Genomic DNA, 25602 nt, shown 5'->3' with positions numbered 1-25602 from the left:
CCGGCACGCTCGTCCCGGCTAGGCTGTGAGCGTGAATGCCCGGCAGCTGCGACTCGTACGCGCCGCCGCCGTCTCCTCCATCGCGACGCTGCTCGCCGGTGTCTCCCACACGCTCGGCGGAGGTTCCGCCCCTCATCCGCTGCTGATCCTCGCAGTCGCCACACTCGTCACGCCGCTTTCCGCTCTGCTCATCGGTGCCCGCCCCTCGCGTGGCCGGGTCGCGGTCACCGTCCTTCTCGCACAGGCGGCCTTCCACGTGCTGTTCCAGGTGCTGGGCTCCCCGGTCGCGACATCGTCACCCGGCGGGCTCGGCCACGTGCACCACCTCGATCTCGCGCTGCTCGCCTCCACACCGTCCGCATCGGCCGCCGGTGCCCCCATGCTCGTCGCCCACGTCGTCGCCGCCATCCTCACCATGCTCCTGATCTGGCACGGCGAAGCGGTCGTGCGAGCGGTGGCCCGTTGGGTCGAGGCCCTTCTCCGGCGTTCCGTCACGACCACCCCGACCGACCACCGCAGGCCGCCCGGACTGCGTTCCCTCGATCTTCCTGTCCTCGAAGTCGCTTTCGCGGCCGCCGTGACGCGACGGGGTCCACCCGCGCTCATCCGCGACTGATCCGCACCGATCCGTCGCACGGAGTCCGCTGCTCGTTCCCGAGCGGCCTCACCCTTTCGCGGATTCGCGCCGTCCGGCGCGCCCGCACATCGAGCACCAGGAGATACATCATGTCCCGCAACACCCCCTCTCGCACGCGCCGCACCGTCCTCGCCACCACCGGCCTCCTCAGCGGTGCGCTCCTCGCCCTCGCGGTTCCCGCCATGGCCAGCGCCCATGTGGGCGTCAGCCCCGATGAACTCGTCGCCGGAGACCACGGCGTCCTGACCTTCTCGTTCTCGCACGGCTGCGAGAATTCGCCGACCACCGCCCTGCGCATCACGATGCCCGAGGGTCTCGCCTCCGTCGCGCCGACGATGGACGGCGACTGGAACATCGGAGTGGAGCGCGGCGACGACGGACTCGTCAGCGCGGTGACCTACACCGCTGTCACGCCGGTGCCGAACGACCTCCGCGGTGCGGTGAGCATGTCGGTCGGGCTCGACGAGAGCACCCCCGACACTCTGGCGTTCCCCGTCGTGCAGGAGTGCGTCGAGGGGTCGACCGAGTGGACGCAGCTCGCCGAGAGCGGGGAGGACCCGCACAGCCTCGACGCACCGGCGCCGGTCGTGTCCGTCACGGAGGCCGCAACCTCGGGTCACGGTGACCACGAGGCTGCCGATGACCACGAGGCTGCTGAGACGACGGAGGAGAGCACCCAGGCCGCTGCGAGCGACCCCGTGGGCATCGCCCTCGGCGCCGGCGGGCTCGTGGCCGGTGTCGCGGCTCTCGTCGTCGCGGTCCTCGCCTACCGCCGAAAGGCCTGACGCCGCGCACGACTCCTCGCGCGCTGTGTTCCGGGCGTGCGGGGAGTCGTGCCGCAGGAGGGTTCGCCGCGCCGTCATGAGATCATGGATGCGACATGTCGATTGAACAACAACCGAGCCTGCCTCCCGTGCTCCGCCCCGCGAACCCGCCCCGGCGTGAGCTGTCCGAACTCGCTTCCCGTTTCGCCCGTTCCGTACGCGGCGACATCGACGGGATCACCCTCTCCGGCATCACCTTGGCCACGGCGGACCTCCGTCCGGGTGAGGCCTTCGTGGCGATTCAGGGGGTCAACCGTCACGGCGCGGACTTCGCGCTCGCTGCTGCCGAGAAGGGCGCCGTAGCCGTCATCACGGACGAGCCGGGTGCGGCCATCGCGGAGTCCGCAGGGCTGCCGATCATCGTGGTCGACGACCCCCGCGCCGTCCTCGGCGACCTGAGCGCCTGGGTGTACGGCACGGGCGCTGATGATCCGTTGCCGTTGCTGTTCGCGACGACGGGGACCAACGGGAAGACCAGCGTCTCGCACCTCCTCGAGGGGATCCTCGACCAGCTCGGGGTCGTGACCGGGCTCTCCTCCACGGCAGAGCGCCACATCGCCGGGGAGGTCATCGTCTCCCGACTGACGACGCCCGAGGCATCCGAGATGCATGCCCTCCTCGCCCTCATGCGAGAACGAGCGGTCGAAGCGGTGGCCGTCGAGGTCAGCGCTCAGGCACTGTCCCGGCACCGCGTCGACGGTCTCCGTTTCGACGTCGCCGGCTTCACCAACCTCAGCCATGATCACCTCGACGACTACGCCGACATGGAGGAGTACTTCGAGGCCAAGCTGCCGCTGTTCCGACCCGACCGTGCGAAACGCGGTGTCATCTGCCTCGACTCGCCATCCGGGGCGGTCGTGGTCGAACGCGCCGAGATCCCCGTGGTGACCGTCGGAACGCCGTCGATCTCAGCCGACCCCGCTGCGGCCTCCGCGGCGGACTGGGTCGTCGTGATCGACGACGAGCGAGCGGCCGGCACCACGTTCACCATGACCGGACCCTCCGGTTCACTCACGACGACGGTCCCCGTCATCGGTCCGCACATGGCCGCCAACGCCGCGCTCGCGATCGTCATGCTCCTGGAGGGCGGCTACGCGTGGGACCGCATCGTCACGGCGCTCGCTCAGGACGACGGCATCCGCGCGTATCTCCCCGGCCGCACGCAACTCGTGTCCGGCGAGCGGGGTCCCGCCGTGTTCGTCGACTTCGGGCACTCCCCCGACGCATTCGAGAAGACGCTCGCCGCCGTCCGTCGGGTGACACCGGGCCGAGTGCTGATGCTGTTCGGCGCCGACGGAGACCGCGATGCGAGCAAGCGGTTCGACATGGCACGCACGGCGGTCGAAGGCAGCGACATCCTCGTGGTGACCGATCACCATCCGCGGTTCGAGGATCCGGCATCCATCCGCGCCACGCTCATCGCCGGCGCGCGGCAGGCACGGCCCGACGCGGAGATCCACGAAGCCTCACCGCCCGAGAACGCGATCATCACCGCTGTCGGACTGGTCGGCGACGGCGACGCGATCCTCTGGGCTGGCCCCGGCCACCAGGACTACCGCGACATCCGCGGCGTCCGCACGCCCTACTCCGCCCGTGAACTCGCCCGTCGCGCATTGCGTGCGGCGGGATGGCCGGTTCCGGAGCCGCGCTGGCCCGTTCCCTACCCCGCCGAGGACTGACCTCGTCGGGGCGGCGCCGGTCGCTCCGACCCCGGGCTCAGCCCGCCGCGATGATCCGATCGGCCGTTTCGCGCGCCCAGGTCTCGGCCGCCGCGAGCGTCTCGACGGTCAAGGCGTCGGGAGCGTCATGAGCGTCGATGACTCGGGCGATCGTGTCGACGATGCCGAGGAACGACAGCCGTCCCTCGTGGAAGGCGTCGACGGCCTGTTCGTTGGCGGCGTTGTAGACCGCGGGGAACGTCCCGCCGGCGCGACCGACCGCCTTCGCCAGGGCGACGGAGGGAAAAGCCTCGCTGTCGAGTGGTTCGAACGTCCACGACGTCGCTTGCGTCCAGTCCAACGGCCGTCCGACGCCCCCGACACGGTGCGGCCAATCCAGCCCCAGGGAGATGGGCAGGCGCATGTCGGGCGGTGACGCCTGCGCGATGGTCGAACCGTCGATGAACTCGACCATCGAGTGCACGATCGACTGCGGATGCACGACGACCTCGATGTCGTCGTAGGCGATGTCGAACAGCAGGTGCGCCTCGATCACCTCGAGCCCCTTGTTCACCAAGGTCGCCGAGTTCGTCGTGACCATGCGCCCCATGTCCCAGGTCGGGTGCGCCAGAGCCTCGGCGGGGGTCACCTCGGTGAGTTCTGCGCGGGAGCGCCCTCGGAACGGGCCGCCGGATGCAGTCACCACGAGGCGCCGAACCTCGGCGTGGGTGCCGGCGAGCAGCGCCTGCGCCAACGCCGAGTGCTCGGAGTCGACCGGGACGATCTGCCCCGGCGCGGCAGCGGCCAGGACGAGGTCACCGCCGACGATCAAGGATTCCTTGTTCGCCAGCGCGAGAGTGCGCCCCGCGTGCAGCGCGGCCAGCGTCGAGCCGAGACCGATCGAACCCGTGATGGCGTTGAGAACGACGTCGGCCTCGACATCGCGCACGAGCTGCTCGGCGTCGACGGCTCCGAGCGCCGTGTGCTCGACGCGGAATTCCTCAGCCTGCGCCTCCAGCATCTCGCGGTTCGATCCTGCGGCGAGACCGACGAGTTCGAATCGCCGGGGGTTGGCGCGGATGACATCCAGCGCCTGGGTGCCGATGGAGCCGGTGGAGCCGAGGACGATGATGCGACGCATGACGCCAGCCTAGGACACGTCCTGGATACCGCCCCTGCTACTGCTGGACGGGCGTGGTGGCGAGGATGTCCACGACGAAGACGAGGCTCTCCTTCTGGAGCTCGTGACCTTCACTCGCGCCGTAGCCGTCGGACGGCGGCATCACGACGATGACCTGCGAGCCGACCTTCTGCCCTTCGAGAGCCTTCTGGAAGCCCGCGACGACGCCGGTGGTCTGGAACTGTGCCGGTGCAGCGTCGCGGCTCCAGCTCGAGTCGAACTCCTCACCGTCCGACCACTTGACGCCCAGATACTGCACGACGACGAGGTCGCCGGCTCCGACGGTCGGTCCGTCGCCCTGCGTGAGGACAGCAACCTTGGTCTCGCTCGGTGCGTCACCCTCGGGGATCTTGATCGAGGGCTTGCCGGCATCATCGAGCGTGACGGTCGGCATGCCGGGGGTCGGGTCGACGGGGGTCCCGGTGGCGATTTCGGGCAACTGCTCGACGGCCTGTGCGTAGACGACCACGTTGTTCGCGCCCTCGCCCAGCGCACTGCCGGGCAGCGAGAGCACGACGCGTGAGCCGACCGGCTCGCACTCGAGAGCGGCGACGAAGAGCGAGGATTGGTTGGTGTCGAGGAGCACGGGCAGCACGCCTCCCTCGCCGCGAGCGGAAGAATCGAGCACCTCGTTGGTCGTCGCATCCACGATCTGGTACTGGACCGAGACCAGGTCGTTGACGAGCACGTCGTCCCCGTCGCCCGCAGAGACGACCGTCCGCTCGACGCCCGCGAAAGCCGCGTCGGACGGGACGGTCACCTTCGTGTCGGCACCCTCTCCCTCGACGACGACGGCATCAGAGGTCTCACCCGGCTGCGCGTCCAGAGCACACGTGCTCGAAGCCGACGGGTCGGGCGTGCCGGAGCTCGACGGCGCGGAACTGCCGGAACAGCCCGCCAGCAGCAGGGTCGCCGCGGCGACGGTAGACAGGACGATGAGCGGACGCTTGCGCACAGTGGGACCTCGGGATCGCGGGCGGGACACCCCATCCTCCCCCATACCCCTTTGCCCCGGCTGGGAGGCGCGGCGGAACTCTTCATTCCCACACGAGCATGGATCCGGGAGTAACCTGCTCTGATGACCTCTGAGCAGTTCGTCGAGCCCGAATCGTCGCCCGCAGAGGGATCCTCGCCCGCTGAGACCGCGAAACCACGCCATGCCGGCTTCGCGTACACCCTCGGCCGCAGCCTCATCACCCCGCTCGCCCGCCTCGTGTACCGGCCGCGTATCGAAGGTCGCGATCGGGTGCCGCTGACCGGGCCCGTCATCTTCGCGAGCAATCACCTCTCGTTCATCGACTCGATCGCGATCCCCGTCGCCGCGCCCCGTCCGGTGCACTTCCTCGCGAAGTCCGCCTACTTCGAGGGCACCGGCTTCCAAGGCTGGATGAGCAAGACGTTCTTCGAGTCCATAGGAGCCATCCCGGTGCGACGCGGGGCCGGCCAAGCAGCACTGGACGCGCTGGATCTGCAGCGGCAGCTCCTCGATGAGGGCCTCGCGGTGGCGCTGTATCCAGAAGGCACGCGCTCCGCGGACGGTCGACTCTACAAGGGCCGCACCGGCGTCGCCTTCCTCGCCTTGCAGACGGGCGCGCCCGTCGTCCCGGTCGGGCTGATCGGCACGGACAAGGTGATGCCCGTCGGGGCCAAGGTCCCGACGCTCTCGGAGCGCATCACGGTCCGCTTCGGCGAGCCACTCGATCTGTCTCCGCACGGTCCCGCGACGAGCGGACGGGCGCGCCGCCTCGCCACCGATGAGATCATGGCCGCGATCCACGGATTGTCGGGCCAGGAGCTCGCGGGAGCCTACAACGAGGCACCGGCGCAGAGCACCATCGAGAAGATCAAGCAGGCACTCCCCCACGAACGTCGCTGACGGTCCGCCGCATCTCTACGCGAGCGCGCTGACCTTCGCCTCGTGGCGCACGGGGAAGTTCATCGAGTTGGCGATGAAGCACCATTGGTTCGCCAACTCGTGCGCCCGCTCTGCGGCTTCGATCATCGACGCCTCCGCGACCACGACATCGGGGCGGAGCATCACCTCCATGAAGGCCCCTCCCCCTTTTCCGTCCTCGCGCATCATCCCGCTGGCGTCGTCGCTGTAGGAGACGACGACCACACCCAGCGTCACGCAGGCATGCAGGTACGACAGCAGGTGGCACTCGGAGAGAGATGCCAGCAGCAGATCTTCCGGATTCCACCGTGCAGGGTCCCCGCGGAACGGCTTGTCGGCGGAGGCGAGGAGCTCCGGCTTCCCGCTGACTTCGATGGTCACGTCACGGCGGTAGTCGCGGTAGCCGGAAGTGCCTGTTCCGAGATTGCCGGTCCACGTCGCGGTGAGTGCGTAGTGGTGTTCGCCGAGGGCGCGGGAAGTCGACTGTGCCATATCGCCAGTCTGCCAGCCCCGTGCGACGGAGGCGGAGAGCGACCAGGCGTGCGGCGATAGAGTTGACGGGTGCTGGAGACTCTCACCATTCAGGATTCCGTGGAACTCGCCGTCGTCGAGCGGAGCGGTTTCGTCGAATCGCGTCACGTAGGAGCCGCGGTCGTGCTGACCTCCGACGGTGATGTCATCGCCCGCCACGGCAACGTCGACGCCCTGATCCTCCCTCGTTCGAGTCTCAAGCCCCTGCAGGCCGTCGCCTGCATCACCGCCGGTGCCGTCTTGGAGGGCGAGCAGCTCGCCATCTCCACCGCGAGCCACGTCGGCACCGATCGGCACGCGTCCGTGGTGCGCGACATGCTCACCGAAGGCGGGCTGACCGAAGACCACCTCGGTTGCCCGGCGTCGTGGCCGACCGACTCCGCCAGCCGAGACGAACTCGTCCGCGAGCACGGCGAACCCTCGCGGGTACGGATGCCCTGTTCGGGAAAGCACGCCGCGATGCTGCGCGCCTGCGTGGCGACCGGCTGGCCGACGGACGGTTACCTCGACCCCGCCCATCCTCTCCAGGCGCACATCCGCGACGTCGTCGAGCGCCTGACGGGCGAGAAGGTGGCGCACACGGCGATCGACGGCTGCGGCGCCCCCGTGCACGCGATCACGCTCACGGGCCTGGCGCGTTCGATCCATCGCATCGGCACGGCATCCGACCGTTCGCCTTTCGCCCTCCATCGGGTGGCGGGTTCTCTGGTCCGCGCAGTGCGGGAGAACCCCTGGGCGATCGAGGGCCCTGGTCGGCCCGACACCATCGCGATCGAGAAGCTCGGAGTGTTCGCCAAGTTCGGAGCCGAAGGCATCATGGTGATGGTCGCCCCGAACGGCACGACGGTGGCGCTGAAGGTCCTGGACGGAGCGACCCGCGCAGCGACGATCGTGGCCGCCACGCTGCTCGCCCGCTCAGGCGGCCTGAGTGACACCGACGTCGCGACGCTGGCGGAGGCTCTGCCCCTGGGCGTGTCCGGCGGTGGCTCGATCGTCGGGACCATCCGCCCGAGCGCCGCCATCTGAGGCGCGAGCGGTCGGCTCACGGGCTCTCGAGGATCCGCTGGTCCTCACGGCGTCAGCTCCGCGAGGACCACTCGGCGCGGCGGCTCCGCTCCCCGAACGGACCAGGCGCGTCCTGCATGCGACCGTGCAAAGGGCGGGAGTTCGCGGACCCCCGCGAGCTGCCGCAGGTCCGCCGGCTGCTCCGCTCGGATCACGACCTCTCCTTCGGCGCGGATGCGCTGCCACGACGACCAGTTGCGTTGCCAGGTCTCGGCATCGGCGACCAGGATGCGGTGACCGTCCGGCAGGGTCGGCTCTGCACCGACGAGAACCACTTCGAAGCCGGCGTGCGCATGGCGTAACCGCGACGCTGTCGCCCTCGCGCCGGCGCTGACGATCGCGGTGACGGCACACGACGGCGACCACGTCGTCATGGCGGGCGGCTCGATCGGCTCGATCGGCTCGCCGACGCCGTCGTCGTCGTCGACCCAGGCGAGCTGGACCTCCCGGTCACCGATCCACGCGCGCCCGGGGCTGCGGTCGCGGAGGAACGCGGATGCCTCGCCTCCGGCCGCGAGGTGCTCGACCCGAGTCGCCATGCGCAGGAGCGCGCGGCGCGGAAGTGCATCGAGCACGCGTCCCACCGCTCCCGTCGATCGGCCGGCGGTCACGGCGAAAGTCGTCCCCGCGCCGGAGCGCAGCAGGTGTTCCCAGCGTTGGGCGAACTGCTGGCCGTAGTCCGGCGGGAAGCCCGCGACGAGCGCGTCGAGGTCGTCGCAGAGCACGAGAGCGGGGACCCGCTCCTCTCCCGAGCTCCATGCGTCGACGAGATCCCATGCGCCCTCGAGGTCCCGCGGCACCCAGACGGTGTCCGTGCCGGAGCGCTGCGCCGCGAGAACTCGCAGGGCCGTTGTGCGTCCCGATCCCGACGCCCCGAGGAACACCAGCCCCCGCTCCTGCCCGCAGTGCAACGTCTCCAGCGGTTGCATCTGCTGTGCCGGTTCGTCTGCCCGGCCGAGGATCACCGCGTCACCCGACGCGCGGTCAGGCGCCGTGAGCAGATCGCCGAGCAGAAGCCGCGAGGGAAGCGCGGGAAGCCACGGGCTGCGTGGTGGCGCGGTCTCCGCCCAGCGCAATCCGATGCCGCGCAACTCGGTGGCTCCGGTGAGCGCGACTCGCACGGCGATCGGATCCGAGTCTGAGGGTCGCCGCACGAGCCCGACCCCGCGGGAAGCAGCACCGCCGGGAAGCTCGGCCGCAGCATCGGTGCCGATCATCGCCCTGCTGTCGGCCGCGTCACCCACACGCAGACTGAAACGAAGCGGACAATTGGCGGCGAGTGCGTCTCGCACCACACCGGTCGCACGCTGCGTACCGAGGATGAGATGCATGCCCAAAGCGCGTCCTCGGGCCGCCACATCGACGAACACCGCCCCGAGATCGGGGTGCTCGGCCAACAGCGCCGCGAACTCGTCCACGACGATGACCAACCGCGGAATCCCGACCTCACGCACATCCCGGGCCCCTGCGGCTGCCAAGAGCGCCTCGCGCCGACGGAGCTCCGCTGTGAGGCTCGAGACGCCGCGCCGTGCGCCTTCCTCATCGAGGTCCGTGATCACCGCCGCGACCTGTCGCAGCGCCCTCAGCGGCTCGAAGGCCGTGCCACCCTTGAAGTCAGCCAGGAGGAAGGTTACCCTGTCGGGGCCGTGGTGCGCAGCGATCGCGGTGACCCAGCTGACGAGCAACTCGCTCTTGCCCGTCCCCGTGGTGCCGGTGACGATGGCATGCGGACCGTCCTCGACGATGTCGAGCATGACATCGCCGTACGCGCTCCGTCCGATCGCCGCGGGCAGACCTTCGCCGGCGGGCGGCTGTTCCAGCTCGCGCAAGGAGACCACGTCCGGGAGCACGTCGGCGCCGTCGCTCCGCGCTGCGTGTTCTTCGGCGACCTGACCCAATTGGGCGAGCGACAGGCACTCGACCGCAAGCGTCGACGTCCCGTTCGGCGTACGGAGGTTCGCCCGTCCCGGCTCGATGACGTCGATCACGGTGGTGATCCCCTCGGGTACCTCGGCATCGGCGGGGACGAGCCAGATCAGTGCATCCGCCTCCACGCGACCGCAATCAGGCGTCCCGACACCGAGGCGAAAGCCGCTTCGACGCGAACGTCGCGCATGCGGCAGCGCGGCGAGGCCGCAATCGTCGAGAGCGGTGCCCACCAACGACAGCTGTGCGGCACCGAAACGCAGACCGAGCTGCACCACCAATGCCCGCGCGACGGCGAAGATCACCGGTCGCGCCCCGCGTATGCAGACGCCCCCACCCAGCCGGACCACGATCGGCGCGTCTTCGAGGACGCCGGAACGTTGACGGAACTCGCGGCCACGGCTGTCGTCTCCCCCGCTGCAACGGACCCCGCTCGCGACGCTGCCGGTGCCCACGACGAGGGAGGTCTCCGCATCGGGAGGCTGTGCCCCGCGGAGGGGCGGCTGCGTGAGGCAGACGGAAGCGTCGGGCAGACGGAGCCACAGCGCTTCACGCTCAGCCCGATGGCGGCGGATCAGGTCTGCGTCGGCCGCGGCCCAGTTCCGCTCCGCATCAGCCTCACTCTGCCGACGTTCGCGGCGGCGGTTTCGTGCCGCATCGAGGAACGATGCCGCCATCATCAGCGGGCCCAGTGCCGCGAAGCAGAGCGCGAACAGCGAACCGGTGATCAGCCACATCGCCACACCCCCGACCACCGGGACGACGGCCACCAGAAACGGCATCGGAGCGCGGCGAGAGGCCGCGGGGGCCGCCGGGAGAATGATCGGAAGAGATTCCATGCCACCCAGTGGACCGCACGGACGTCAGAGGAACGGCGCTCTCCACAGCGCTGAGCGACTATTCCGAGGTGTCTTCGGGTGGGGAGGAGGAGTCGTTGTCGTCCTCGATCTGGACGATGATGAGCGTCACGTTGTCACGCCCGCCGTTCTCCAAGGCGGCCGCGAGCATGGCATCGACGCCTGCCGCTGGATCGCTGTTGGCCCGGAGGAAGTGCTGGATCCCGTAGTCGGTGAGCTCCTTCGTGAGCCCGTCGGAGCAGATCACGAACCGATCCCCCGCGCGCACGTCCACGGTGACGTAGTCCGGTGCGGTGAGTTCGCTGGCCCCCACCGCCCGTGTGATCACGTTGCTGTACGGATGCCCTTCCGCCTCCTCGGGGCTGAGCTTGCCTGCCGCGATCAGCTCCTGGACCACGGAGTGATCCGTCGTCACCTGCACGAGCCGGTCATCGCGGAGCAGATACACCCGCGAGTCCCCGATGTTCAACGCCACCCAGTGCGCATCTTCCCCGTCACCGACCAGGAAGACACCCGTGAGCGTCGTCCCGGTGCCTTCGTCGGTCGTCTCCGGGTGGTCGGCGATGTCAGCCACGGCCAACTCGAGTGCTTTCTCGATCGCAGGCCCGTTGACCTCACCGGCAGCGACCACGGCTTGGAGCCGCGCGACGGTGCTGCTGCTCGCGATCTCGCCGCCGGCATGGCCCCCCATGCCGTCCGCGACGATGAAGAGCGGGTACTCGGCGAGGAACGCGTCCTGATTGATCTCGCGGCGGCGACCGAGGTCGGTGGCCCCTGCCCAGGACAGCAGCAGAGGGCGCTGCGCAACCGTGACGCGATGCGTCTTCGTCTCAGCCACGTACTGCCTCCGATGGGCCTGCGACGGATCGGGCGACCGCAGGATACTCACACATCGTAGTAGAACTCCCCCGCACTGCGATCACACTCGTGCACCCGGGTCAGCGGGCAGCGGGAACAGACGGTCGATGGTCTCGAGGTCGGCAGCGTCCGGACGCCAGGCATCACCCGCTGCCGCGTTGGCTTCGACCTGCTCCGCCGATGTCGCTCCGGCGATGACACTGGAGACCGTCGGGTGCGCGAGGAGCCACCCGAAAGCCGCCTGCAGCATCGTGATGCCGCGTTCGTCGCAGAACCGCCGGAAGTCCTCGAGCTCCTCCCACGGAGCGTCCTCCCAGACATGCCTTCGTGCGGACATGATCCTGCTCGACGCAGGCCCACCGTCACGCGTGAACTTTCCGGTGAGGAGACCGTTGTGCAGCGGGAAGTAGGGGAAGAAACCCAACTGGTACCGCTCGACGGCGGGGAGGACTTCGCGCTCGGCGGCACGCGCCAGCAGCGAAAAGTGGTTCTGCGCGGAGATGAACCGTCCGGAGGAACGCGCACGGGTCGTGAACTCCGCCTCGGCGATCTCCCATCCGCGGAAGTTCGAGTGCCCGAAGTAGCGGATCTTCCCTTCGCGCACGAGTTCGTCGAGCGCGTCGGTGGTTTCCGCGATCGGCGTCTCCGGGTCAGGCAGGTGCAGTTGGTAGAGATCGATCCAGTCGGTACGCAGGCGACGCAGCGACTCCTCGACGGCGCGGCGGATGTACCGACGGGAGCCGCGGGCGGCGGGGAACGCGTACCCCATGTCCCGCTCGTGGCCGAACTTGGTCGCGAGCACGACGCGATCGCGCCGCCCTTCGAGCGCTTCGCCCATCAGCGTCTCGCTCGCGCCGGCCACCGCACCATACATGTCGGCCGTGTCGAAGAAGGTGATGCCGTTCGCGAGCGCCGCGTCGATCACCTCTCGCGTTCCGGCAAGGGTCTCGGTGGCCGTCCCCGCGCGCCCGAAGTTGTTGCAGCCGAGGCCGGTCGCGGAGACGAGAAGACCGGATGCGCCGACTCGGCGCTGCGTCAAGACCATGTCTCCACGTTAGCGTCCGCTCGGGACCGGAGACGATCACACACAGCAGAGAGCCCCCGACCGAAGTCGGGGGCTCTCTGTCAGACGGTCACGCCGGAGGCTGCGTGGGATCGTTCGGCGATGCGGGCGGAGCCGCAGGAGGTGCCGGCGGAGCTGCGGGCGGAGCCGCAGGAGGTGCCGGCGGAGCTGCGGGCGGTGCCGGCGGAGCTGCCGGCGGTGCCGCGGGAGGTGCCGGAGGCGTCGTCGGGGGAACCGGGGGAACCGGGGCTCCGGTCGCGGGCGCCGCAGGGCCTGCCGGCGGTGCGTACCCGGGCTGGGCCGGCGGCACATAGCCCGGCTGCGCGGGCGGAGCGTATCCCTGCGGCGCACCGTAGCCAGGCTGCGGGGCTGCAGCGGCAGGCTGGACGGGCACGCCGTTCCAGACCGTCCGGTCGCCGAGGAAGCCGTTCGAAGCCCACGATGCCGGCTGGATGTTCGGGTTCCAGCGAGACTTGTCGAACGCGTTGATACCGAGCCACACGATGCTCAGGAACACGTAGAGGACGACCCAGACGGCGTCCTTCTGAAGCTTGAGGCCGATGCGCCAGGCCGCGATCGCGGAGAAGACTCCGAGAGCGAGCGAGAACGCGTAGCCGATGCCGATCCAGCTGAGCAGCGCGGCACCAGCGATTCCGTAGAGGACGAGCCACGGGCTCAGGTCACCGAGCTTGAAGAAGATCATCGCGTTGTAGACGGGAACCCACGCACGCCACTTGCCCTCGACACCTGCTTTGTCGAAGATCTTCATCAAGAAGAGAGAGCCCAGCACGTATCCGGCAAGACCGATGATGACGCTGAAGATGACGATGCCGAAAACTACGGCGAGGTATCCCGAGTCGTAATAGGAGTCCATGATCCCCTCCGGATCTGAATTTACGGACGCGATTGACGCCGCGACACCACACTAGCGGTGCGCGCGATCCCCGGGCAACGAGGTCTGCGGAAGCGCGTCAGCGCCCGAAAGCGCCCGCTACTCCGTGACGACGAGTTCGATGGTGCCCCGGTGATCGGTGTCGCGGAGCGTGATCCCCCGCGACTGCGCCCACGTCCGGAAGCCACGAAGAGAGGTGCTTCGGGGCCGATCCTCGGCGAGGGCGCGGACGAGCAGCCCCTTCGACTTCTTGTTGAAGTGGTTCAATGCCCTGCCGTGCTCGGTCACGACCCGCACGTACGCCGACGGCACGCTGTCCGGAACCGGCCCCAGAGCGACATACGCCTCGCTGCGAAGATCGAGCACGAACGACGCAGCGGTATCCACGAACGCCGCAGAGGTCGCATCGGCCCAATGGCGCCGCAGCGCGGGAAGGCCGGGGAGCGACGTTCCTGCAGCGAGACGATAGGTCGGTATCGGATCGAGGGCGCCGACCGGACCGAACGGTGCGCTGTGGATCCAGACATGGTCGCCCAACCACCGGCGGGACGCCGTCGAGAGAGACGGGGCGTCGAGCGCGTCGAACAGGACGCCCGTGTACCGATCGACGGCAGGCATCGTCGGTGCCGTCCACACTCGCCGGTTGTGGGCGATATCACCGGCCTGACGCTCACTCAGCTTCAGCACACGCCGCGACTCCTGCTCGTCGGCTGCGAGGTCGACGAGCGCATCCAGCACGGCGGCGCGGTGCGTGGCCAGACCGGGCAGCGCGAGCGACGGCAGGTCAAGCGGGACGTCGACGCCCCCTTCGCGCTTCGTCTCGGACGGAGGGAGCAGGATCTTCATGAAACCTCGGTGGATGCAGACGCGTCCGCCTCGGGACCCGAGCGGGTACCGAGGCGGACGCGTCGAAAGGAGAAAGCTAGGCGATGAGAGCCGCGTTGCCGGCCACGATCGTCAGGGTGTCGCCCTCCATCGAGAGGAAGCCGTCCTGCGCGTTGGCCAGCACCTTGGTGCCATCCGACTGCGTGATGCGAACCTGACCCTCGGCGAGGATGGCCAGCACCGGCTCGTGGCCGCTCATGAAGCCGATCTCACCCTCGACGGTCTTGGCGACGACGAGGCTCGCCTCTCCCGTCCAGACCTCCGCATCCGCGGAGACGAGGCTGACATGCAGCGCCATGGTCAGCCGTTCTCCTTCTGGATCTTCGCCCACTGCTCTTCGACGTCGGAGATACCACCGACGTTGAAGAAGGCCTGCTCGGCGACGTGGTCGAAGTCACCGCGGGTGATCGCATCGAACGACTCGATGGTCTCCTTGAGCGGGACGGTCGAACCCTCGACACCCGTGAACTTCTTGGCCATGTAGGTGTTCTGCGAGAGGAACTGCTGGATACGACGTGCGCGCGACACGACGATCTTGTCTTCCTCGGAGAGCTCGTCGACACCGAGGATCGCGATGATCTCCTGCAGCTCCTTGTTCTTCTGGAGGATCTGCTTGACGGTCGTCGCGACGCGGTAGTGGTCCTCGCCCAAGTAGCGGGGGTCCATGATGCGCGACGTCGAGGTCAGCGGGTCGATGGCGGGGTACAGACCCTTCGAGGCGATCTCACGAGACAGCTCGGTCGTGGCGTCGAGGTGGGCGAAGGTGGTCGCCGGAGCCGGGTCGGTGTAGTCATCGGCCGGCACGTAGATCGCCTGCAGCGAGGTGATCGAGTGACCACGCGTCGAGGTGATGCGCTCCTGGAGCACGCCCATCTCATCGGCGAGGTTCGGCTGGTAACCCACGGCCGAGGGCATGCGGCCCAGCAGCGTCGAGACCTCGGAACCGGCCTGCGTGAAGCGGAAGATGTTGTCGATGAAGAGCAGCACGTCCTGCTTCTGCACGTCACGGAAGTACTCCGCCATCGTCAGAGCCGACAGCGCGACGCGCAGACGCGTCCCCGGCGGCTCGTCCATCTGGCCGAAGACGAGGGCGGTCTTGTCGAAGACGCCCGCCTCCTCCATCTCGTGGATCAGGTCGTTACCCTCACGGGTACGCTCACCGACACCGGCGAACACCGACACACCACCGTGGTCCTGCGCGACGCGCTGGATCATCTCCTGGATGAGCACGGTCTTGCCGACACCGGCACCACCGAACAGGCCGATCTTTCCACCGAGCACATACGGCGTGAGGAGGTCGATCGACTTGATGCCGGTCTCGAACATCTGAGTCTTGGACTCGAGCTGGTCGAAGTTCGGAGCCTGGCGGTGGATGGGCCAGCGCTCGGTGACCTCGAAGGTCTCGCCGGGCTCGAGGTTCAGCACCTCGCCGATGACGTTGAAGACCTTGCCCTTGGTCACGTCACCGACGGGAACCGAGATGGCCTCACCGGTGTCGCGAACCTCCTGACCGCGGACGATACCGTCGGTCGGGTTCAGGGCGATGGCGCGGACGAGGTCGTCGCCGAGGTGCTGAGCGACCTCGAGCGTGATCTCGGTGGACTCTTCGCCCATCTCGATCGTCGTCTTCAGGGCGTTGTAGATGTCGGGGATCGAGTCGTGCGGGAACTCGATGTCGACAACCGGACCGTTGACGCGTGCGACGCGCCCGACGACCGCGGTCGCCGGCTGGTCAGCCGGAGCGGTGAGGGTCATTTTCGTCTCTTTCCTGATGGTCTATTTGCTCGAGAGGGCGTCGGCGCCGCCGACGATCTCCGCGATCTGCTGCGTGATCTCCGCCTGGCGCGCATTGTTGCGCAGACGGGTGTAGTCGGTGATGAGCTTGTCGGCGTTGTCGCTGGCCGACTTCATCGCCTTCTGCGTCGCTGCCTGCTTCGCGGCGGACGACTGGAGAAGTGCGTTGAAGACGCGGCTCTGGATGTACACCGGCAGGATGGCGTCGAGGACGGTCTCGGCATCCGGCTCGAACTCGTACAGCGGGTAAACGGTGTTGCCCGCCTCCGACTCATCGGCTTCCGTGATCTCCAGCGGGAGCAGACGCACGGACTCCGGCGACTGCGTCATCATGCTGACGAAACGGTTGTACACGAGGTGGATCTCGTCGACGCCGCCGTCCTGTCCCCCGCGGGCGAAGGCTTCGAGCAGCGAGGCGGAGATCTCCTCGGCGGTGTGGAACGACGGGGTGTCGGTGTCACCGGTCCACTCCGCAGCGGCCGCGAGGCGTCGGAACTGGAAGTATCCGACCGCCTTGCGTCCGATGAGGTAGAAGACCGGCTCCTTGCCCTGCTCGCGCAGGAGCTCCGCGACCTCGAGACCCTCACGGAGGATCTGCGAGTTGAAGGCTCCGGCGAGACCGCGGTCCGAGGAGAAGATCACGACCGCGGAGCGGGTGATGTTCTCGGACTCGCGGGTCAGCGGGTGATCCACGTTCGAGTGCGTCGCGACGGCCGATACGGCCCTCGTCACGGCTCGCGCGAAGGGGGTGGACGCTTTGACGCGTGCCATCGCCTTCTGGATGCGCGAAGCCGCGATGAGTTCCATCGCCTTCGTGATCTTCTTGGTCGTCTGAGCAGAAGAGATCTTCTGCTTGTAGACCCTGAGTTGAGCGCCCATATGTCAGTACCTCACGCGGTTACGCGCGACGACCCTTGACGATCTTCTCCTGGTTGACGTCCTCAGCCTCGGCCGCAGCGTATTCCTCGTGACCGGGGGCGCCGATGGCGTGACCCTTGCCACCCTGGAATTCCAGGACGAAGGCATCCGTCTGCTTCTCGAGCTCGGCGACTGTGGCGTCATCGAGGACATTCGTGTCGCGCAGAGTGTCGAGGACCTTGGTGTTGCGACGCAGGTAATCCAGGAGTTCGCGTTCGAAGCGCAGGACGTCTTCGACCTCGATCGTGTCGAGCTTGCCGTTGGTACCGGCCCAGATCGAGACGACCTGCTCTTCGACGGGGTACGGCGAGTACTGCGGCTGCTTGAGCAGCTCGGTCAGACGCGCACCGCGGGAGAGCTGACGACGCGAAGCCGCGTCGAGGTCGGACGCGAACATCGCGAACGCCTCGAGGGAGCGGTACTGCGCGAGCTCCAGCTTCAACGTTCCCGAAACCTTCTTGATCGACTTGACCTGCGCGTCACCACCGACTCGCGAGACCGAGATACCCACGTCGACCGCCGGACGCTGGTTGGCGTTGAAGAGGTCGGACTGGAGGAAGATCTGGCCGTCCGTGATGGAGATCACGTTGGTGGGGATGTACGCGGAGACGTCGTTCGCCTTGGTCTCGATGATCGGAAGACCCGTCATGGAACCGGCACCGAGCTCGTCGGAGAGCTTCGCGCAACGCTCGAGCAGACGGGAGTGCAGGTAGAACACGTCACCGGGGTATGCCTCGCGGCCCGGCGGGCGGCGGAGGAGGAGGGAGACGGCTCGGTAGGCCTCGGCCTGCTTGGACAGGTCATCGAAGATGATCAGCACGTGCTTGCCGCCGTACATCCAGTGCTGGCCGATGGCCGAACCGGTGTAGGGCGCGAGGTACTTGAAGCCTGCGGGGTCGGAAGCCGGAGCGGCCACGATCGTGGTGTACTCCAGCGCGCCGGCCTCTTCGAGCGCGCCCTTCACCGAAGCGATGGTCGAACCCTTCTGGCCGATGGCGACGTAGATGCAGCGAACCTGCTTGCTGACGTCGCCCGACTCCCAGTTGGCCTTCTGGTTGATGATCGTGTCGATCGCGATCGCCGTCTTGCCGGTCTGGCGGTCGCCGATGATGAGCTGACGCTGACCACGGCCGACGGGGATCATCGCGTCGATGGCCTTGATGCCGGTCTGCATCGGCTCGTGCACCGACTTGCGCTGCATGACGCCCGGAGCCTGGAGCTCGAGGGCACGGACGCCCTCGGTCTCGATGGCGCCGAGGCCGTCGATCGGGTTGCCGAGCGGGTCGACCACACGGCCCAGGTAGCCATCGCCGACCGGAACCGAGAGGACCTCTCCGGTGCGGGTGACTTCCTGTCCGGCTTCGACACCGGTGAACTCGCCGAGGACGACGACACCGATCTCGTGCTCGTTGAGGCTCTGCGCGAGGCCCTTGGTGCCGTCCGCGAAGATGACGAGCTCGTTCGCCATGACGCCGGGCAGTCCCTCGACGTGCGCGATGCCGTCTGCGGCGTCGATGACGGTGCCGACCTCGGTCGCCCCGGCCCCGGAGGGCTCGTATGCGGCGGCGAAGTCCTTCAGCGCGTCACGGATGACGTCGGGGCTGATCGATAGTTCTGCCATTGTCTTCCCTTTGTATCTGGGTGCGCGGTTCCCCGCGCGAAGTCGTGTTAGCCCGCGAGCTTCTGGCGAAGGTCGGCGAGTCGTGCGGAGATGCTGCCGTCGATGACGTCATCGGCGATCTGCACGCGCAGACCTCCGACGACGGCAGGGTCGATGACGACGTTGAGCGAGACCTGACCGTCATAGCGACGCGAGAGCGAGTCGCTGAGACGGGTGCGCTGCGCGTCGCTGAGAGGTGCCGCGGTGTGCACCGTGGCGACCACGCGACCGCGCTGACTCGAGACGATGCTCATCGCCCGGTTCAGCAGTCGCCGGATCCGGCGTCCGCGCGGCTCGCGCACGAACGAGGTGATGATCAGCGTCGAGGCGGCGCTCGTGGAGCCCTCGGCCAGGAGACGCTCGATGAGCGCGCTCTTGGCATCTTCTCCGCCGACGCGGCTGCCCAGAGCGAGTTCGAGCTCGGGGTTGGCGGCGATCACCCGGGAGAAGCCGAACAGCTCCCCCTCGATGTCGACGCCCGGCTCCGCGATCGCTGCCGCGCGGATCGCGAGCTCTTCGACACCGTCGACGAGCTCACCCGCGTTCGACCAGCGCTCAGCGACGACGGTCTTCAGAACGTCCTGAGCACCTGCGGAGAACCCGCCGAACACCGCGGTCACGACGTTCTGTCGTGCCACGGCGGGAGCGGAAGGGTCAGCAAGCGCGCCGCTCAGCTGGGACGACTCGCTCACTGCACGCGCGGCAGCCAGCAGCTCCCGTGCGGTGTCGAGAGAGAGGTCCTTCGCTGCGGCAAGCGTCTTGATGGATGCCGCGAGTGCCTGAGTGGTCGCGCTGCCCATTACTGAGCCGCCTTCTCGGATGACTCGAGCTCGGCGAGGAAGCGGTCGACGACGGCCGTCGCACGTGCATCGTCGGAGAGCGTCTCACCGACCACGCCACCGGCGAGGTCGATGGCGAGCGTTCCGACCTCGCTGCGGAGCGAGACGAGAGCGGTCTGCCGCTCGGCCTCGATCTGCGTGTGCGCGGTGGCGGTGATGCGAGCGGCCTCGGAAGCCGCAGCTTCCTTCGCCTCGGCGACGATCTTCTTGCCGTCCTCACGGGCGGCCTCACGGATCTCGCCGGCCTCGGTGCGCGCCTCAGCGAGCTGACGCGTGTACTCCTCGAGCGCAGCTTCAGCCTGCTTCTGAGCCTCGTCGGCCTTCGCGATGTTTCCCTCGATCGCGGCGGACCGCTTGTCGAGCATCGCCGTCAGACGCGGAAGCGCGAACTTCCAGACGACGAAGAGGATGACGATGAACCAGAGGCCCGACCAGATGATGTCGTACCACGCAGGGATGAGAGGGTTGTTCGGCTCACCCTCTGCTGCGAGGTTCGTGACAAGAGCGTTCAGCATCCTGTCTCCTTCAGAAGTCGGTGAGGATTACGGGAAGGGGATGAATGCGACGGCGATGCCGACGAACGCAAGCGCCTCGGTGAAGGCGATACCGATCCACATGAGGACCTGGAGACGACCGGCCAGCTCGGGCTGACGGGCGACACCCTCGATGGTCTTGCCGACGACGATGCCGACGCCGATGGCCGGGCCGATGGCTGCGAGGCCGTAGCCGACCGCTCCGAGGTGACCGTTGATTTCAGCGAGAACCGTAGTAGCGTCCACGGGTTTTTCCTTTCGTTGGGTGGGAAGGCTGATGCCTGCCCGCTCAGTGCTCTTCTGCGACCGCGAGCTGGATGTAGACCGCGGTGAGGACGGTGAAGACGTATGCCTGGAGGACGGCGACCAGAATCTCGAAGAGAGTGAAGGCGCCTCCGAAGGCGAGGGTTCCGACACCGAGCGCGGCCCAGCCGCCGCCTGCGGTGAAGAAGAAGAACTGGGTCGCGGAGAACGCGAGGACCAGGATCATGTGCCCCACGACGAGGTTCATGAGAAGACGCAGCGTCAGCGTGACGGGGCGGAGGATGAACGTCGAGATGAGTTCGATGACCGCGACGATCGGCATCGCGGCGACCGGCACACCCTGCGGGAACAGGGAGTTCTTGAAGAACTTGAAGCCATGGCGCTTGATGCCGGCGTAGATGAAGGTCACATAGCTGACCACCGCGAGCGTGAGCGGAACCGCGATGATGGCGGTGCCCGGCATGTTCAGGAACGGGATGATTCCCGTGATGTTCATGAACAGCACCATGAAGAAGATCGTGGTGAGGATCGGCAGGAACCGATCGCCGTCCTTGCGCCCGAGCATGTCGTGGGCGACGTTGGTGCGGACGAAGCCGAGGCCCATCTCCACCAGGCTCTGGAAGCGTCCGGGGACGACCTTCATGCGGCGGGTTCCGAGCCAGAGGATCAGCACCACGGCGATCACCGCGAGCAACTGGACCAGGTGGATCCGGTTCACGGGGACGGGGCCGACGTAGAAGAGGATCTCCGGGAAGAAATCGTCGATCGAAGGGCCGTGGAACTCACCGTCGGAGGCAAGTCGGGGGGTCAGGGTCGCAGCAAGATTAAACAGCGCGGGCTCCAGCTTCGGGGCACCGGTCTAAACCGGGGCGACGATGGTCGGTGTGCTACACAGCGCAAGCGCTCGCGGGCGAGCGGCGGGCACGGTTCAACAGTATCAGAATCTGAGGGGACCCTAAGACCGTGGGGCCTCGTCGACGGGCCCTTCTCCGATGTCGTTGGCCCTTCCGGGGGCACGGTCCTCCGGCACCTCCGTCGGAAGCGATATATCGCTTACGTTCGGCAACCGCATGCGGGTGAGGACGATGACGTCGATCGCGAGCGACATCAGCACGCCGGCGACGATCGAGAGGAAGAAGACCATCGGGTGCAGCCACGGCTGCCCCGCGAGCAGGATCATCGCCACCACGAACAGACCCAGCTTGAGCAGCCACCCCCCGAGGACGATGGCGAAGAACAGCTGCACGTAGATCGGATCGCCGTACCAGCGGTTGGCGATGAGGATGCTGATCCCGGTGATGGCCAGGAAGAGTGCGGCGAGCAGCACGCCCAGCAGTCCGCTGACCAGCCCCTCCCCCTGCGCCACGAGGTAGCCGACGCCACCGGCGATGATCGCGAGCACGGCGGTGGCCACGCCCGATGCGATGAGTGTGCGCCGGAGGATCGGCGTGCTGGAAACGGGGCTCGGGCTCATCAGGACTCCACGGGTGTCGGGTCGGTTTCGGCGGCCGCGGGGTTCTTCCTGCGGCGGGTGGGGCTCAGCGTGACGACGAGGCAGGCGGCGATGCCCACGATGCCGAAGCCGACACCCGGGAGGTACTGTCCCGGCCAGTCCTCTCGCGCACCGACGTACATCAGGAGGACGGCGATCGAGATGACGGCCGTCCACGCGTAGAAGATGAGGACTGCGTCGCGGTCCCGGTGCCCGAGGTCGAGCATCCGGTGATGCAGGTGCTTGCGATCGGGCGAGAACGGCGAACGCCCCGCACTCATGCGACGGAGCACCGCGAGACCGAAGTCGAGCAGCGGCAGCAGGACGACGAGCAGGGGCAGCAGGATCGGCAGGAAGGCACCGACGAGCTGCGAACGTCCGAGACGCTCGGGGTCCAAGGCGGACGGGTCCATCTGTCCGGTGATGGCGATCGCCGAGGTCGCCATCAGCAGCCCGATCACCAGAGCACCGGAGTCGCCCATGAAGAGCTTCGCCGGGCTCCAGTTCAGCGGGAGGAAGCCCAGGCAGGCACCGATCAGCACGGCGGCGAGGAAGGTCGACAGATTGAAGTAGCTGGAGGCGCCGGAGTCACGCGTGAAGATGTAGGAGTAAGCGAAGAAGACACCGTTGGAGATGAGGCACACGCCCGCGACGAGACCGTCGAGCCCATCGATGAAGTTCACCGCGTTCATGACGATGACGATCGCGAACATCGTGATCGTGATGCTCAACCAGCTCGAGACCACGATGAGATCGCCGAAGGGCAGGGACAGGATCTGCAGCCCCCCGCCGACCGTGATGAGGCCGGCGGCCAGGAACTGCGCACCGAGCTTGATCATCCAGTCGATGTCCCAGAGGTCGTCCACGACCCCGATGATCGCGATCAGCAGCGAAGCACCGAGGATCGACCACATCGTCTGCGGGGGGATCCAGATGCTCTGGAAGAACGGATTGATGGCGGAGAACCCGAAGGCGGCCGCAATGCCGAGGAAGATCGCCACACCGCCGAGTCGCGGCGTGGGCGTGGTGTGCACATCACGCTCACGGATGCCGGGATACAGCTTGAAGCGAAGGCTCAGTCGCCAGACCGCCCAGGTCAGCGCGAAGGTGATCGCTGCCGTGAGGATGACCGTGGCGAGATACTGCTTCACGAATCCGCGTCCTGCTGCTCCTCCGCGTGCTCGTGCCCCTCGTGCTGCTCCTCCGGCTCGAGGAGGTCACCCAGCACGTCGTGCAGCTGTTCACGCGTCACCGCACCATCGCGGAGGATGCGCACCGTTCCGGAATCCGCATCCGCACCCCGGCGCACGAGGGAAGTGGCATCGACGATCGTGGAGGCGATGCCGTCCTTGCTCAGTCCATCGGCGAGATACACGGCGACGCTGTCGCCCAGCATCTTCTCCGCATCGAGCGCCGAGATCGCCGCCGCCCGTCCGGTGAGGTTCGCGCTGGACACCGCGAGCGGACCGGTCTCGGCCAGGAGCTCCAAAGCCACGCGGCCTTCCGGCATGCGGACGGCGACGGTCCCCTGGGTCTCGCCGAGGTCCCACACCAACGAGGGCTGTGCGGGGAGCACGATCGTGAGCCCACCGGGCCAGAACGCCTCCACCAGCCGCTCAACGGGTTCCGGCACGGACTCGGCGAGAGCGGCGAGCGTCTCCTTCGTGCCGATGAGAACGGGCGGCGGCTGATCGCGACCCCTCCCCTTCGCATCGAGGAGCCGCTGCACGGCGGCCGGCGAGAAGGCGTCGGCAGCGACGCCGTAGACGGTATCGGTGGGCATCACGATGAGGTCGCCACGGCCGATCGCCTGGCGCGCATGGCGCATGCCGGCGAGCAGCTGCGATTCGTCGCGGCAGTCGAAGATGGTGGACATGACGGTTCGATTCTATGCGTCGCGGCTATGTCGGATGCTCGGAGGCTGCTGATCAGGGTCTGAGCGCCGTGGTGGTGCGGTCGCGCAGGGTGAGATCGCGATGCGTCGCCGTCGCCCGCCATCCGTCCGCAGCCAGGATGTCGCGGATCGACTCCCCCTGCAGCTCTCCGTGCTCGATGACCAGAAGTCCCCCGGGATGCAGCAGACGCAGCGCGCGGGAGCTGAGCGCCCGCACCACATCGAGGCCGTCCTGTCCCCCGTAGAGCGCCAGCGCGGGATCGAAGAGCCGCACCTCGGGGTCGCGCGGGATCGCCTCATCAGGAACGTACGGCGGATTCGAGATCACGACCGTCGCCGTGCCGTCCAACTCGGGGAAGGACTCTCTCAGATCGGAGAGCACGAGCGTCAGATTCTCGACGCCCGCGACGTTGCGCCGCGCCCACTCGTGCGCATCCTCGGAGAGCTCCGCAGCGAAGATCCGCGCATGCGGCACCTCGGTCGCCATCGCCAGCGCGATCGCGCCGCTCCCGGTCCCGAGGTCGACGCCGATCGGTGCCGACTCCGGGGAGTTCAGGAGCGCATCGATCGCGTACTGCACGACGGTCTCCGTCTCCGGACGCGGCACGAAGACACCGGGGCCGACGGCCAGTTCGAGGTGGCGGAAAGGCGCCGAGCCCGTGATGTGCTGCAACGGCTCGCGTGTGGCACGGCGGGTCACCAGAGCATCCAGCACCGCCGCCCGCTCCTCGTCGAGGCCGTCTCCGCGGACGATACCGGCCTGCACCTCGCCACGTCGACGGCCGAGGACATGACCTGCGAGCAGTTCGGCGTCGACCAGAGGATCCGGGACGCCGGCGTCGGTCAGGCGCTGGGCTGCGGCACGGACGTGCGCCGCCAGAGAGGTGTCGGACATGCCTTCCAGCGTAGAGTGCACGCGCCTGTCACATAGGCGCCGTCCACTCCCCTCTCCCCTAGGCTGGTCCGGCAGCGATCCCGCACAGGAAGGCTCCTCATGCCCGGCATCCACTCCGACATCACGACCGCGTTCGGCAACACGCCGCTCGTTCGTCTGAACCGCGTGACCGAAGGCCTGGGAGCCACCGTGCTCGCCAAGCTCGAGTATTACAACCCCGCGTCCAGCGTGAAGGACCGCATCGGCATCGCGATGATCAACGCCGCCGAAGCCTCGGGCGAGCTGAAGCCGGGTGGCACGATCGTCGAGTCGACCAGTGGCAACACGGGCATCGCCCTCGCGATGGTCGGAGCAGCACGCGGCTACCGCGTCATCCTCACGATGCCGGCCTCCATGTCGAAGGAGCGCCGGGTCCTGCTCAAGGCGTTCGGCGCCGAGATCGTGCTCACGGACCCCACCAAGGGCATGAGCGGTGCGATCGAGGAGACGAAGCGCATCGTGGCCGAGACGCCGGGCGCTATCTGGATCCGTCAGTTCGAGAACCCGGCCAACCCGCAGATCCACCGCGAGACCACGGCGCAGGAGATCCTCCGCGACACAGACGGCGCGATCGACATCTTCGTCGCCGGGGTCGGAACCGGCGGAACCGTCACCGGCACCGGCCAGGCACTCAAGGCCGCGAAGCCCGGTGTGCAGGTCATCGCCGTCGAACCCAAGGACTCCCCCGTCCTCAGCGAAGGACACCCCGGCCCTCACAAGATCCAGGGCATCGGTCCGAACTTCGTCCCGGACGTGCTCGACCGCGACGTGATCGACGAGATCATCACCGCCGAGTTCGACGAGTCCCTGCGCGTCGCCCGCGACCTCGCCGCCACGGAGGGTCTGCTCGTGGGCATGTCCTCCGGTGCCGCCGTGTCCGCGGCGCTGAAGGTGGCGGCCCGCGCCGAGAACGCGGGCAAGACGATCGTCGTGGTGATCCCGGACACCGGTGAGCGCTACCTCTCCACCGCGCTGTTCGAGGACCTGCGCGAAGACTGAGATCT

General features: G+C 67.9%; 26 protein-coding genes. 6 read left to right on the top strand and 20 right to left on the bottom strand.

What is annotated here, in order from left to right; all coding sequences use genetic code 11:
* The first annotated feature begins 31 nt into the window (after window positions 1–31).
* The 3 genes from LRQ07_RS07210 (at window position 32) to LRQ07_RS07200 (ending at window position 3140) form a co-directional block, all read left to right on the top strand.
* Window positions 32–616 carry a hypothetical protein gene (locus LRQ07_RS07210; protein WP_256536271.1) on the top strand — a complete coding sequence of 195 codons (585 nt, stop codon included), beginning with the start codon at window positions 32–34 and terminating at the stop codon, window positions 614–616.
* A 110-nt stretch (window positions 617–726) separates the two neighbouring features.
* The gene (locus LRQ07_RS07205) at window positions 727–1422 is read left to right on the top strand and encodes a YcnI family protein (protein WP_256536270.1); all 696 of its coding nucleotides are present in this window, start codon (window positions 727–729) and stop codon (window positions 1420–1422) included.
* Window positions 1423–1517: 95 nt separating this feature from the next.
* Window positions 1518–3140, top strand: coding sequence for a Mur ligase family protein (locus tag LRQ07_RS07200; RefSeq protein WP_256536269.1), 1623 nt, complete (start codon window positions 1518–1520; stop codon window positions 3138–3140).
* Between the two features lie 37 nt (window positions 3141–3177).
* On the opposite strand, the gene dxr is transcribed toward LRQ07_RS07200, so the two are convergent.
* Together dxr and LRQ07_RS07190 are read right to left on the bottom strand one after the other, a co-directional pair.
* Window positions 3178–4260, bottom strand: coding sequence for a 1-deoxy-D-xylulose-5-phosphate reductoisomerase (dxr, locus tag LRQ07_RS07195; protein ID WP_256536268.1), 1083 nt, complete (start codon window positions 4258–4260; stop codon window positions 3178–3180).
* A gap of 37 nt (window positions 4261–4297) precedes the next feature.
* On the bottom strand, window positions 4298–5284 hold the full coding sequence (locus LRQ07_RS07190) for an FKBP-type peptidyl-prolyl cis-trans isomerase (protein WP_256536267.1): 987 nt from the start codon (window positions 5282–5284) through the stop codon (window positions 4298–4300).
* A 93-nt stretch (window positions 5285–5377) separates the two neighbouring features.
* On the opposite strand from LRQ07_RS07190, the gene LRQ07_RS07185 reads away from it, so the two are divergent.
* A complete protein-coding gene (locus tag LRQ07_RS07185; protein WP_256536266.1) occupies window positions 5378–6175 on the top strand; it encodes a lysophospholipid acyltransferase family protein in 798 nt (265 codons plus the stop codon).
* 15 nt (window positions 6176–6190) lie between these two features.
* On the opposite strand, the gene LRQ07_RS07180 is transcribed toward LRQ07_RS07185, so the two are convergent.
* Window positions 6191–6685, bottom strand: coding sequence for an OsmC family protein (locus tag LRQ07_RS07180; RefSeq protein WP_256536265.1), 495 nt, complete (start codon window positions 6683–6685; stop codon window positions 6191–6193).
* A 69-nt stretch (window positions 6686–6754) separates the two neighbouring features.
* Here LRQ07_RS07180 and LRQ07_RS07175 point away from each other — a divergent pair, with 69 nt between their 5' ends.
* The gene (locus tag LRQ07_RS07175; RefSeq protein WP_256536264.1) at window positions 6755–7750 is read left to right on the top strand and encodes an asparaginase; all 996 of its coding nucleotides are present in this window, start codon (window positions 6755–6757) and stop codon (window positions 7748–7750) included.
* 44 nt (window positions 7751–7794) lie between these two features.
* On the opposite strand, the gene LRQ07_RS07170 is transcribed toward LRQ07_RS07175, so the two are convergent.
* From LRQ07_RS07170 to prmC, 17 genes are all read right to left on the bottom strand, one after another.
* Entirely contained in the window at window positions 7795–10554 is a 2760-nt protein-coding gene (locus LRQ07_RS07170; RefSeq protein ID WP_256536263.1) for an FtsK/SpoIIIE domain-containing protein, read from the bottom strand.
* Window positions 10555–10612: 58 nt separating this feature from the next.
* Window positions 10613–11410, bottom strand: coding sequence for a PP2C family protein-serine/threonine phosphatase (locus tag LRQ07_RS07165; protein WP_131492139.1), 798 nt, complete (start codon window positions 11408–11410; stop codon window positions 10613–10615).
* Window positions 11411–11491: 81 nt separating this feature from the next.
* Window positions 11492–12475 (bottom strand): aldo/keto reductase, encoded by a 984-nt coding sequence (locus LRQ07_RS07160; protein ID WP_256536262.1) that lies wholly within the window; start codon window positions 12473–12475, stop codon window positions 11492–11494.
* Window positions 12476–12563: 88 nt separating this feature from the next.
* Window positions 12564–13367 (bottom strand): large exoprotein, encoded by an 804-nt coding sequence (locus tag LRQ07_RS07155; RefSeq protein WP_256536261.1) that lies wholly within the window; start codon window positions 13365–13367, stop codon window positions 12564–12566.
* 117 nt (window positions 13368–13484) lie between these two features.
* On the bottom strand, window positions 13485–14231 hold the full coding sequence (locus LRQ07_RS07150) for a YaaA family protein (protein WP_256536260.1): 747 nt from the start codon (window positions 14229–14231) through the stop codon (window positions 13485–13487).
* Window positions 14232–14307: 76 nt separating this feature from the next.
* Complete coding sequence (locus LRQ07_RS07145) at window positions 14308–14568, bottom strand: F0F1 ATP synthase subunit epsilon (RefSeq protein WP_046748245.1); 261 nt, start codon at window positions 14566–14568, stop codon at window positions 14308–14310.
* 2 nt (window positions 14569–14570) lie between these two features.
* Complete coding sequence (gene atpD, locus LRQ07_RS07140; RefSeq protein ID WP_232762058.1) at window positions 14571–16025, bottom strand: F0F1 ATP synthase subunit beta; 1455 nt, start codon at window positions 16023–16025, stop codon at window positions 14571–14573.
* Window positions 16026–16046: 21 nt separating this feature from the next.
* The gene (locus tag LRQ07_RS07135; RefSeq protein ID WP_047520473.1) at window positions 16047–16943 is read right to left on the bottom strand and encodes a F0F1 ATP synthase subunit gamma; all 897 of its coding nucleotides are present in this window, start codon (window positions 16941–16943) and stop codon (window positions 16047–16049) included.
* Between the two features lie 19 nt (window positions 16944–16962).
* Complete coding sequence (atpA, locus tag LRQ07_RS07130) at window positions 16963–18603, bottom strand: F0F1 ATP synthase subunit alpha (protein ID WP_047520471.1); 1641 nt, start codon at window positions 18601–18603, stop codon at window positions 16963–16965.
* A 47-nt stretch (window positions 18604–18650) separates the two neighbouring features.
* Window positions 18651–19442: a F0F1 ATP synthase subunit delta gene (locus LRQ07_RS07125; protein WP_256536259.1), complete on the bottom strand. Its 792-nt coding sequence runs from the start codon at window positions 19440–19442 to the stop codon at window positions 18651–18653.
* Complete coding sequence (locus LRQ07_RS07120; RefSeq protein WP_047520467.1) at window positions 19442–19996, bottom strand: F0F1 ATP synthase subunit B; 555 nt, start codon at window positions 19994–19996, stop codon at window positions 19442–19444. The genes LRQ07_RS07125 and LRQ07_RS07120 overlap by 1 nt, the downstream gene beginning before the upstream one ends.
* Before the next feature lie 27 nt (window positions 19997–20023).
* Complete coding sequence (atpE, locus tag LRQ07_RS07115) at window positions 20024–20260, bottom strand: ATP synthase F0 subunit C (protein WP_017830994.1); 237 nt, start codon at window positions 20258–20260, stop codon at window positions 20024–20026.
* 43 nt (window positions 20261–20303) lie between these two features.
* Window positions 20304–20996: a F0F1 ATP synthase subunit A gene (gene atpB, locus LRQ07_RS07110; protein WP_227991600.1), complete on the bottom strand. Its 693-nt coding sequence runs from the start codon at window positions 20994–20996 to the stop codon at window positions 20304–20306.
* Window positions 20997–21233: 237 nt separating this feature from the next.
* A complete protein-coding gene (locus LRQ07_RS07105; RefSeq protein WP_047520463.1) occupies window positions 21234–21752 on the bottom strand; it encodes a hypothetical protein in 519 nt (172 codons plus the stop codon).
* A complete protein-coding gene (locus LRQ07_RS07100; RefSeq protein ID WP_047520461.1) occupies window positions 21752–22921 on the bottom strand; it encodes an MraY family glycosyltransferase in 1170 nt (389 codons plus the stop codon). The genes LRQ07_RS07105 and LRQ07_RS07100 overlap by 1 nt, the downstream gene beginning before the upstream one ends.
* Window positions 22918–23646: an L-threonylcarbamoyladenylate synthase gene (locus tag LRQ07_RS07095; protein WP_232762059.1), complete on the bottom strand. Its 729-nt coding sequence runs from the start codon at window positions 23644–23646 to the stop codon at window positions 22918–22920. The genes LRQ07_RS07100 and LRQ07_RS07095 overlap by 4 nt, the downstream gene beginning before the upstream one ends.
* Before the next feature lie 52 nt (window positions 23647–23698).
* Complete coding sequence (prmC, locus tag LRQ07_RS07090; protein ID WP_256536258.1) at window positions 23699–24559, bottom strand: peptide chain release factor N(5)-glutamine methyltransferase; 861 nt, start codon at window positions 24557–24559, stop codon at window positions 23699–23701.
* 99 nt (window positions 24560–24658) lie between these two features.
* Between prmC and cysK the strand changes: the two genes are divergently transcribed.
* Window positions 24659–25597, top strand: coding sequence for a cysteine synthase A (cysK, locus tag LRQ07_RS07085; protein ID WP_047520456.1), 939 nt, complete (start codon window positions 24659–24661; stop codon window positions 25595–25597).
* Window positions 25598–25602 lie beyond the last annotated feature (5 nt).

Source organism: Microbacterium sp. J1-1 (assembly GCF_024498615.1).
GTDB classification, from domain to species: Bacteria; Actinomycetota; Actinomycetes; order Actinomycetales; family Microbacteriaceae; genus Microbacterium; species Microbacterium aurugineum.
The sequence above is the reverse complement of the archived record's forward strand: the minus strand, read 5'-3'. Positions and strand labels throughout refer to the sequence as shown.

Bases quoted from the DNA above. Each gene is read 5' to 3' on its own strand.
- prmC (WP_256536258.1), bottom strand. From the start codon at position 24,559: ATGTCCGACACCTCTCTGGCGGCGCACGTCCGTGCCGCAGCCCAGCGC.
- dxr (WP_256536268.1), bottom strand. From the start codon at position 4,260: ATGCGTCGCATCATCGTCCTCGGCTCCACCGGCTCCATCGGCACCCAG.
- LRQ07_RS07180 (WP_256536265.1), bottom strand. From the start codon at position 6,685: ATGGCACAGTCGACTTCCCGCGCCCTCGGCGAACACCACTACGCACTC.
- LRQ07_RS07155 (WP_256536261.1), bottom strand. From the start codon at position 13,367: ATGGACTCCTATTACGACTCGGGATACCTCGCCGTAGTTTTCGGCATC.
- LRQ07_RS07095 (WP_232762059.1), bottom strand. From the start codon at position 23,646: ATGTCCACCATCTTCGACTGCCGCGACGAATCGCAGCTGCTCGCCGGC.
- LRQ07_RS07185 (WP_256536266.1), top strand. From the start codon at position 5,378: ATGACCTCTGAGCAGTTCGTCGAGCCCGAATCGTCGCCCGCAGAGGGA.
- LRQ07_RS07150 (WP_256536260.1), bottom strand. From the start codon at position 14,231: ATGAAGATCCTGCTCCCTCCGTCCGAGACGAAGCGCGAAGGGGGCGTC.
- LRQ07_RS07170 (WP_256536263.1), bottom strand. From the start codon at position 10,554: ATGGAATCTCTTCCGATCATTCTCCCGGCGGCCCCCGCGGCCTCTCGC.
- LRQ07_RS07120 (WP_047520467.1), bottom strand. From the start codon at position 19,996: ATGCTGAACGCTCTTGTCACGAACCTCGCAGCAGAGGGTGAGCCGAAC.
- LRQ07_RS07135 (WP_047520473.1), bottom strand. From the start codon at position 16,943: ATGGGCGCTCAACTCAGGGTCTACAAGCAGAAGATCTCTTCTGCTCAG.
- LRQ07_RS07160 (WP_256536262.1), bottom strand. From the start codon at position 12,475: ATGGTCTTGACGCAGCGCCGAGTCGGCGCATCCGGTCTTCTCGTCTCC.
- atpD (WP_232762058.1), bottom strand. From the start codon at position 16,025: ATGACCCTCACCGCTCCGGCTGACCAGCCGGCGACCGCGGTCGTCGGG.
- LRQ07_RS07205 (WP_256536270.1), top strand. From the start codon at position 727: ATGTCCCGCAACACCCCCTCTCGCACGCGCCGCACCGTCCTCGCCACC.
- LRQ07_RS07200 (WP_256536269.1), top strand. From the start codon at position 1,518: ATGTCGATTGAACAACAACCGAGCCTGCCTCCCGTGCTCCGCCCCGCG.
- atpA (WP_047520471.1), bottom strand. From the start codon at position 18,603: ATGGCAGAACTATCGATCAGCCCCGACGTCATCCGTGACGCGCTGAAG.
- LRQ07_RS07125 (WP_256536259.1), bottom strand. From the start codon at position 19,442: ATGGGCAGCGCGACCACTCAGGCACTCGCGGCATCCATCAAGACGCTT.
- cysK (WP_047520456.1), top strand. From the start codon at position 24,659: ATGCCCGGCATCCACTCCGACATCACGACCGCGTTCGGCAACACGCCG.
- LRQ07_RS07105 (WP_047520463.1), bottom strand. From the start codon at position 21,752: ATGAGCCCGAGCCCCGTTTCCAGCACGCCGATCCTCCGGCGCACACTC.
- LRQ07_RS07145 (WP_046748245.1), bottom strand. From the start codon at position 14,568: ATGGCGCTGCATGTCAGCCTCGTCTCCGCGGATGCGGAGGTCTGGACG.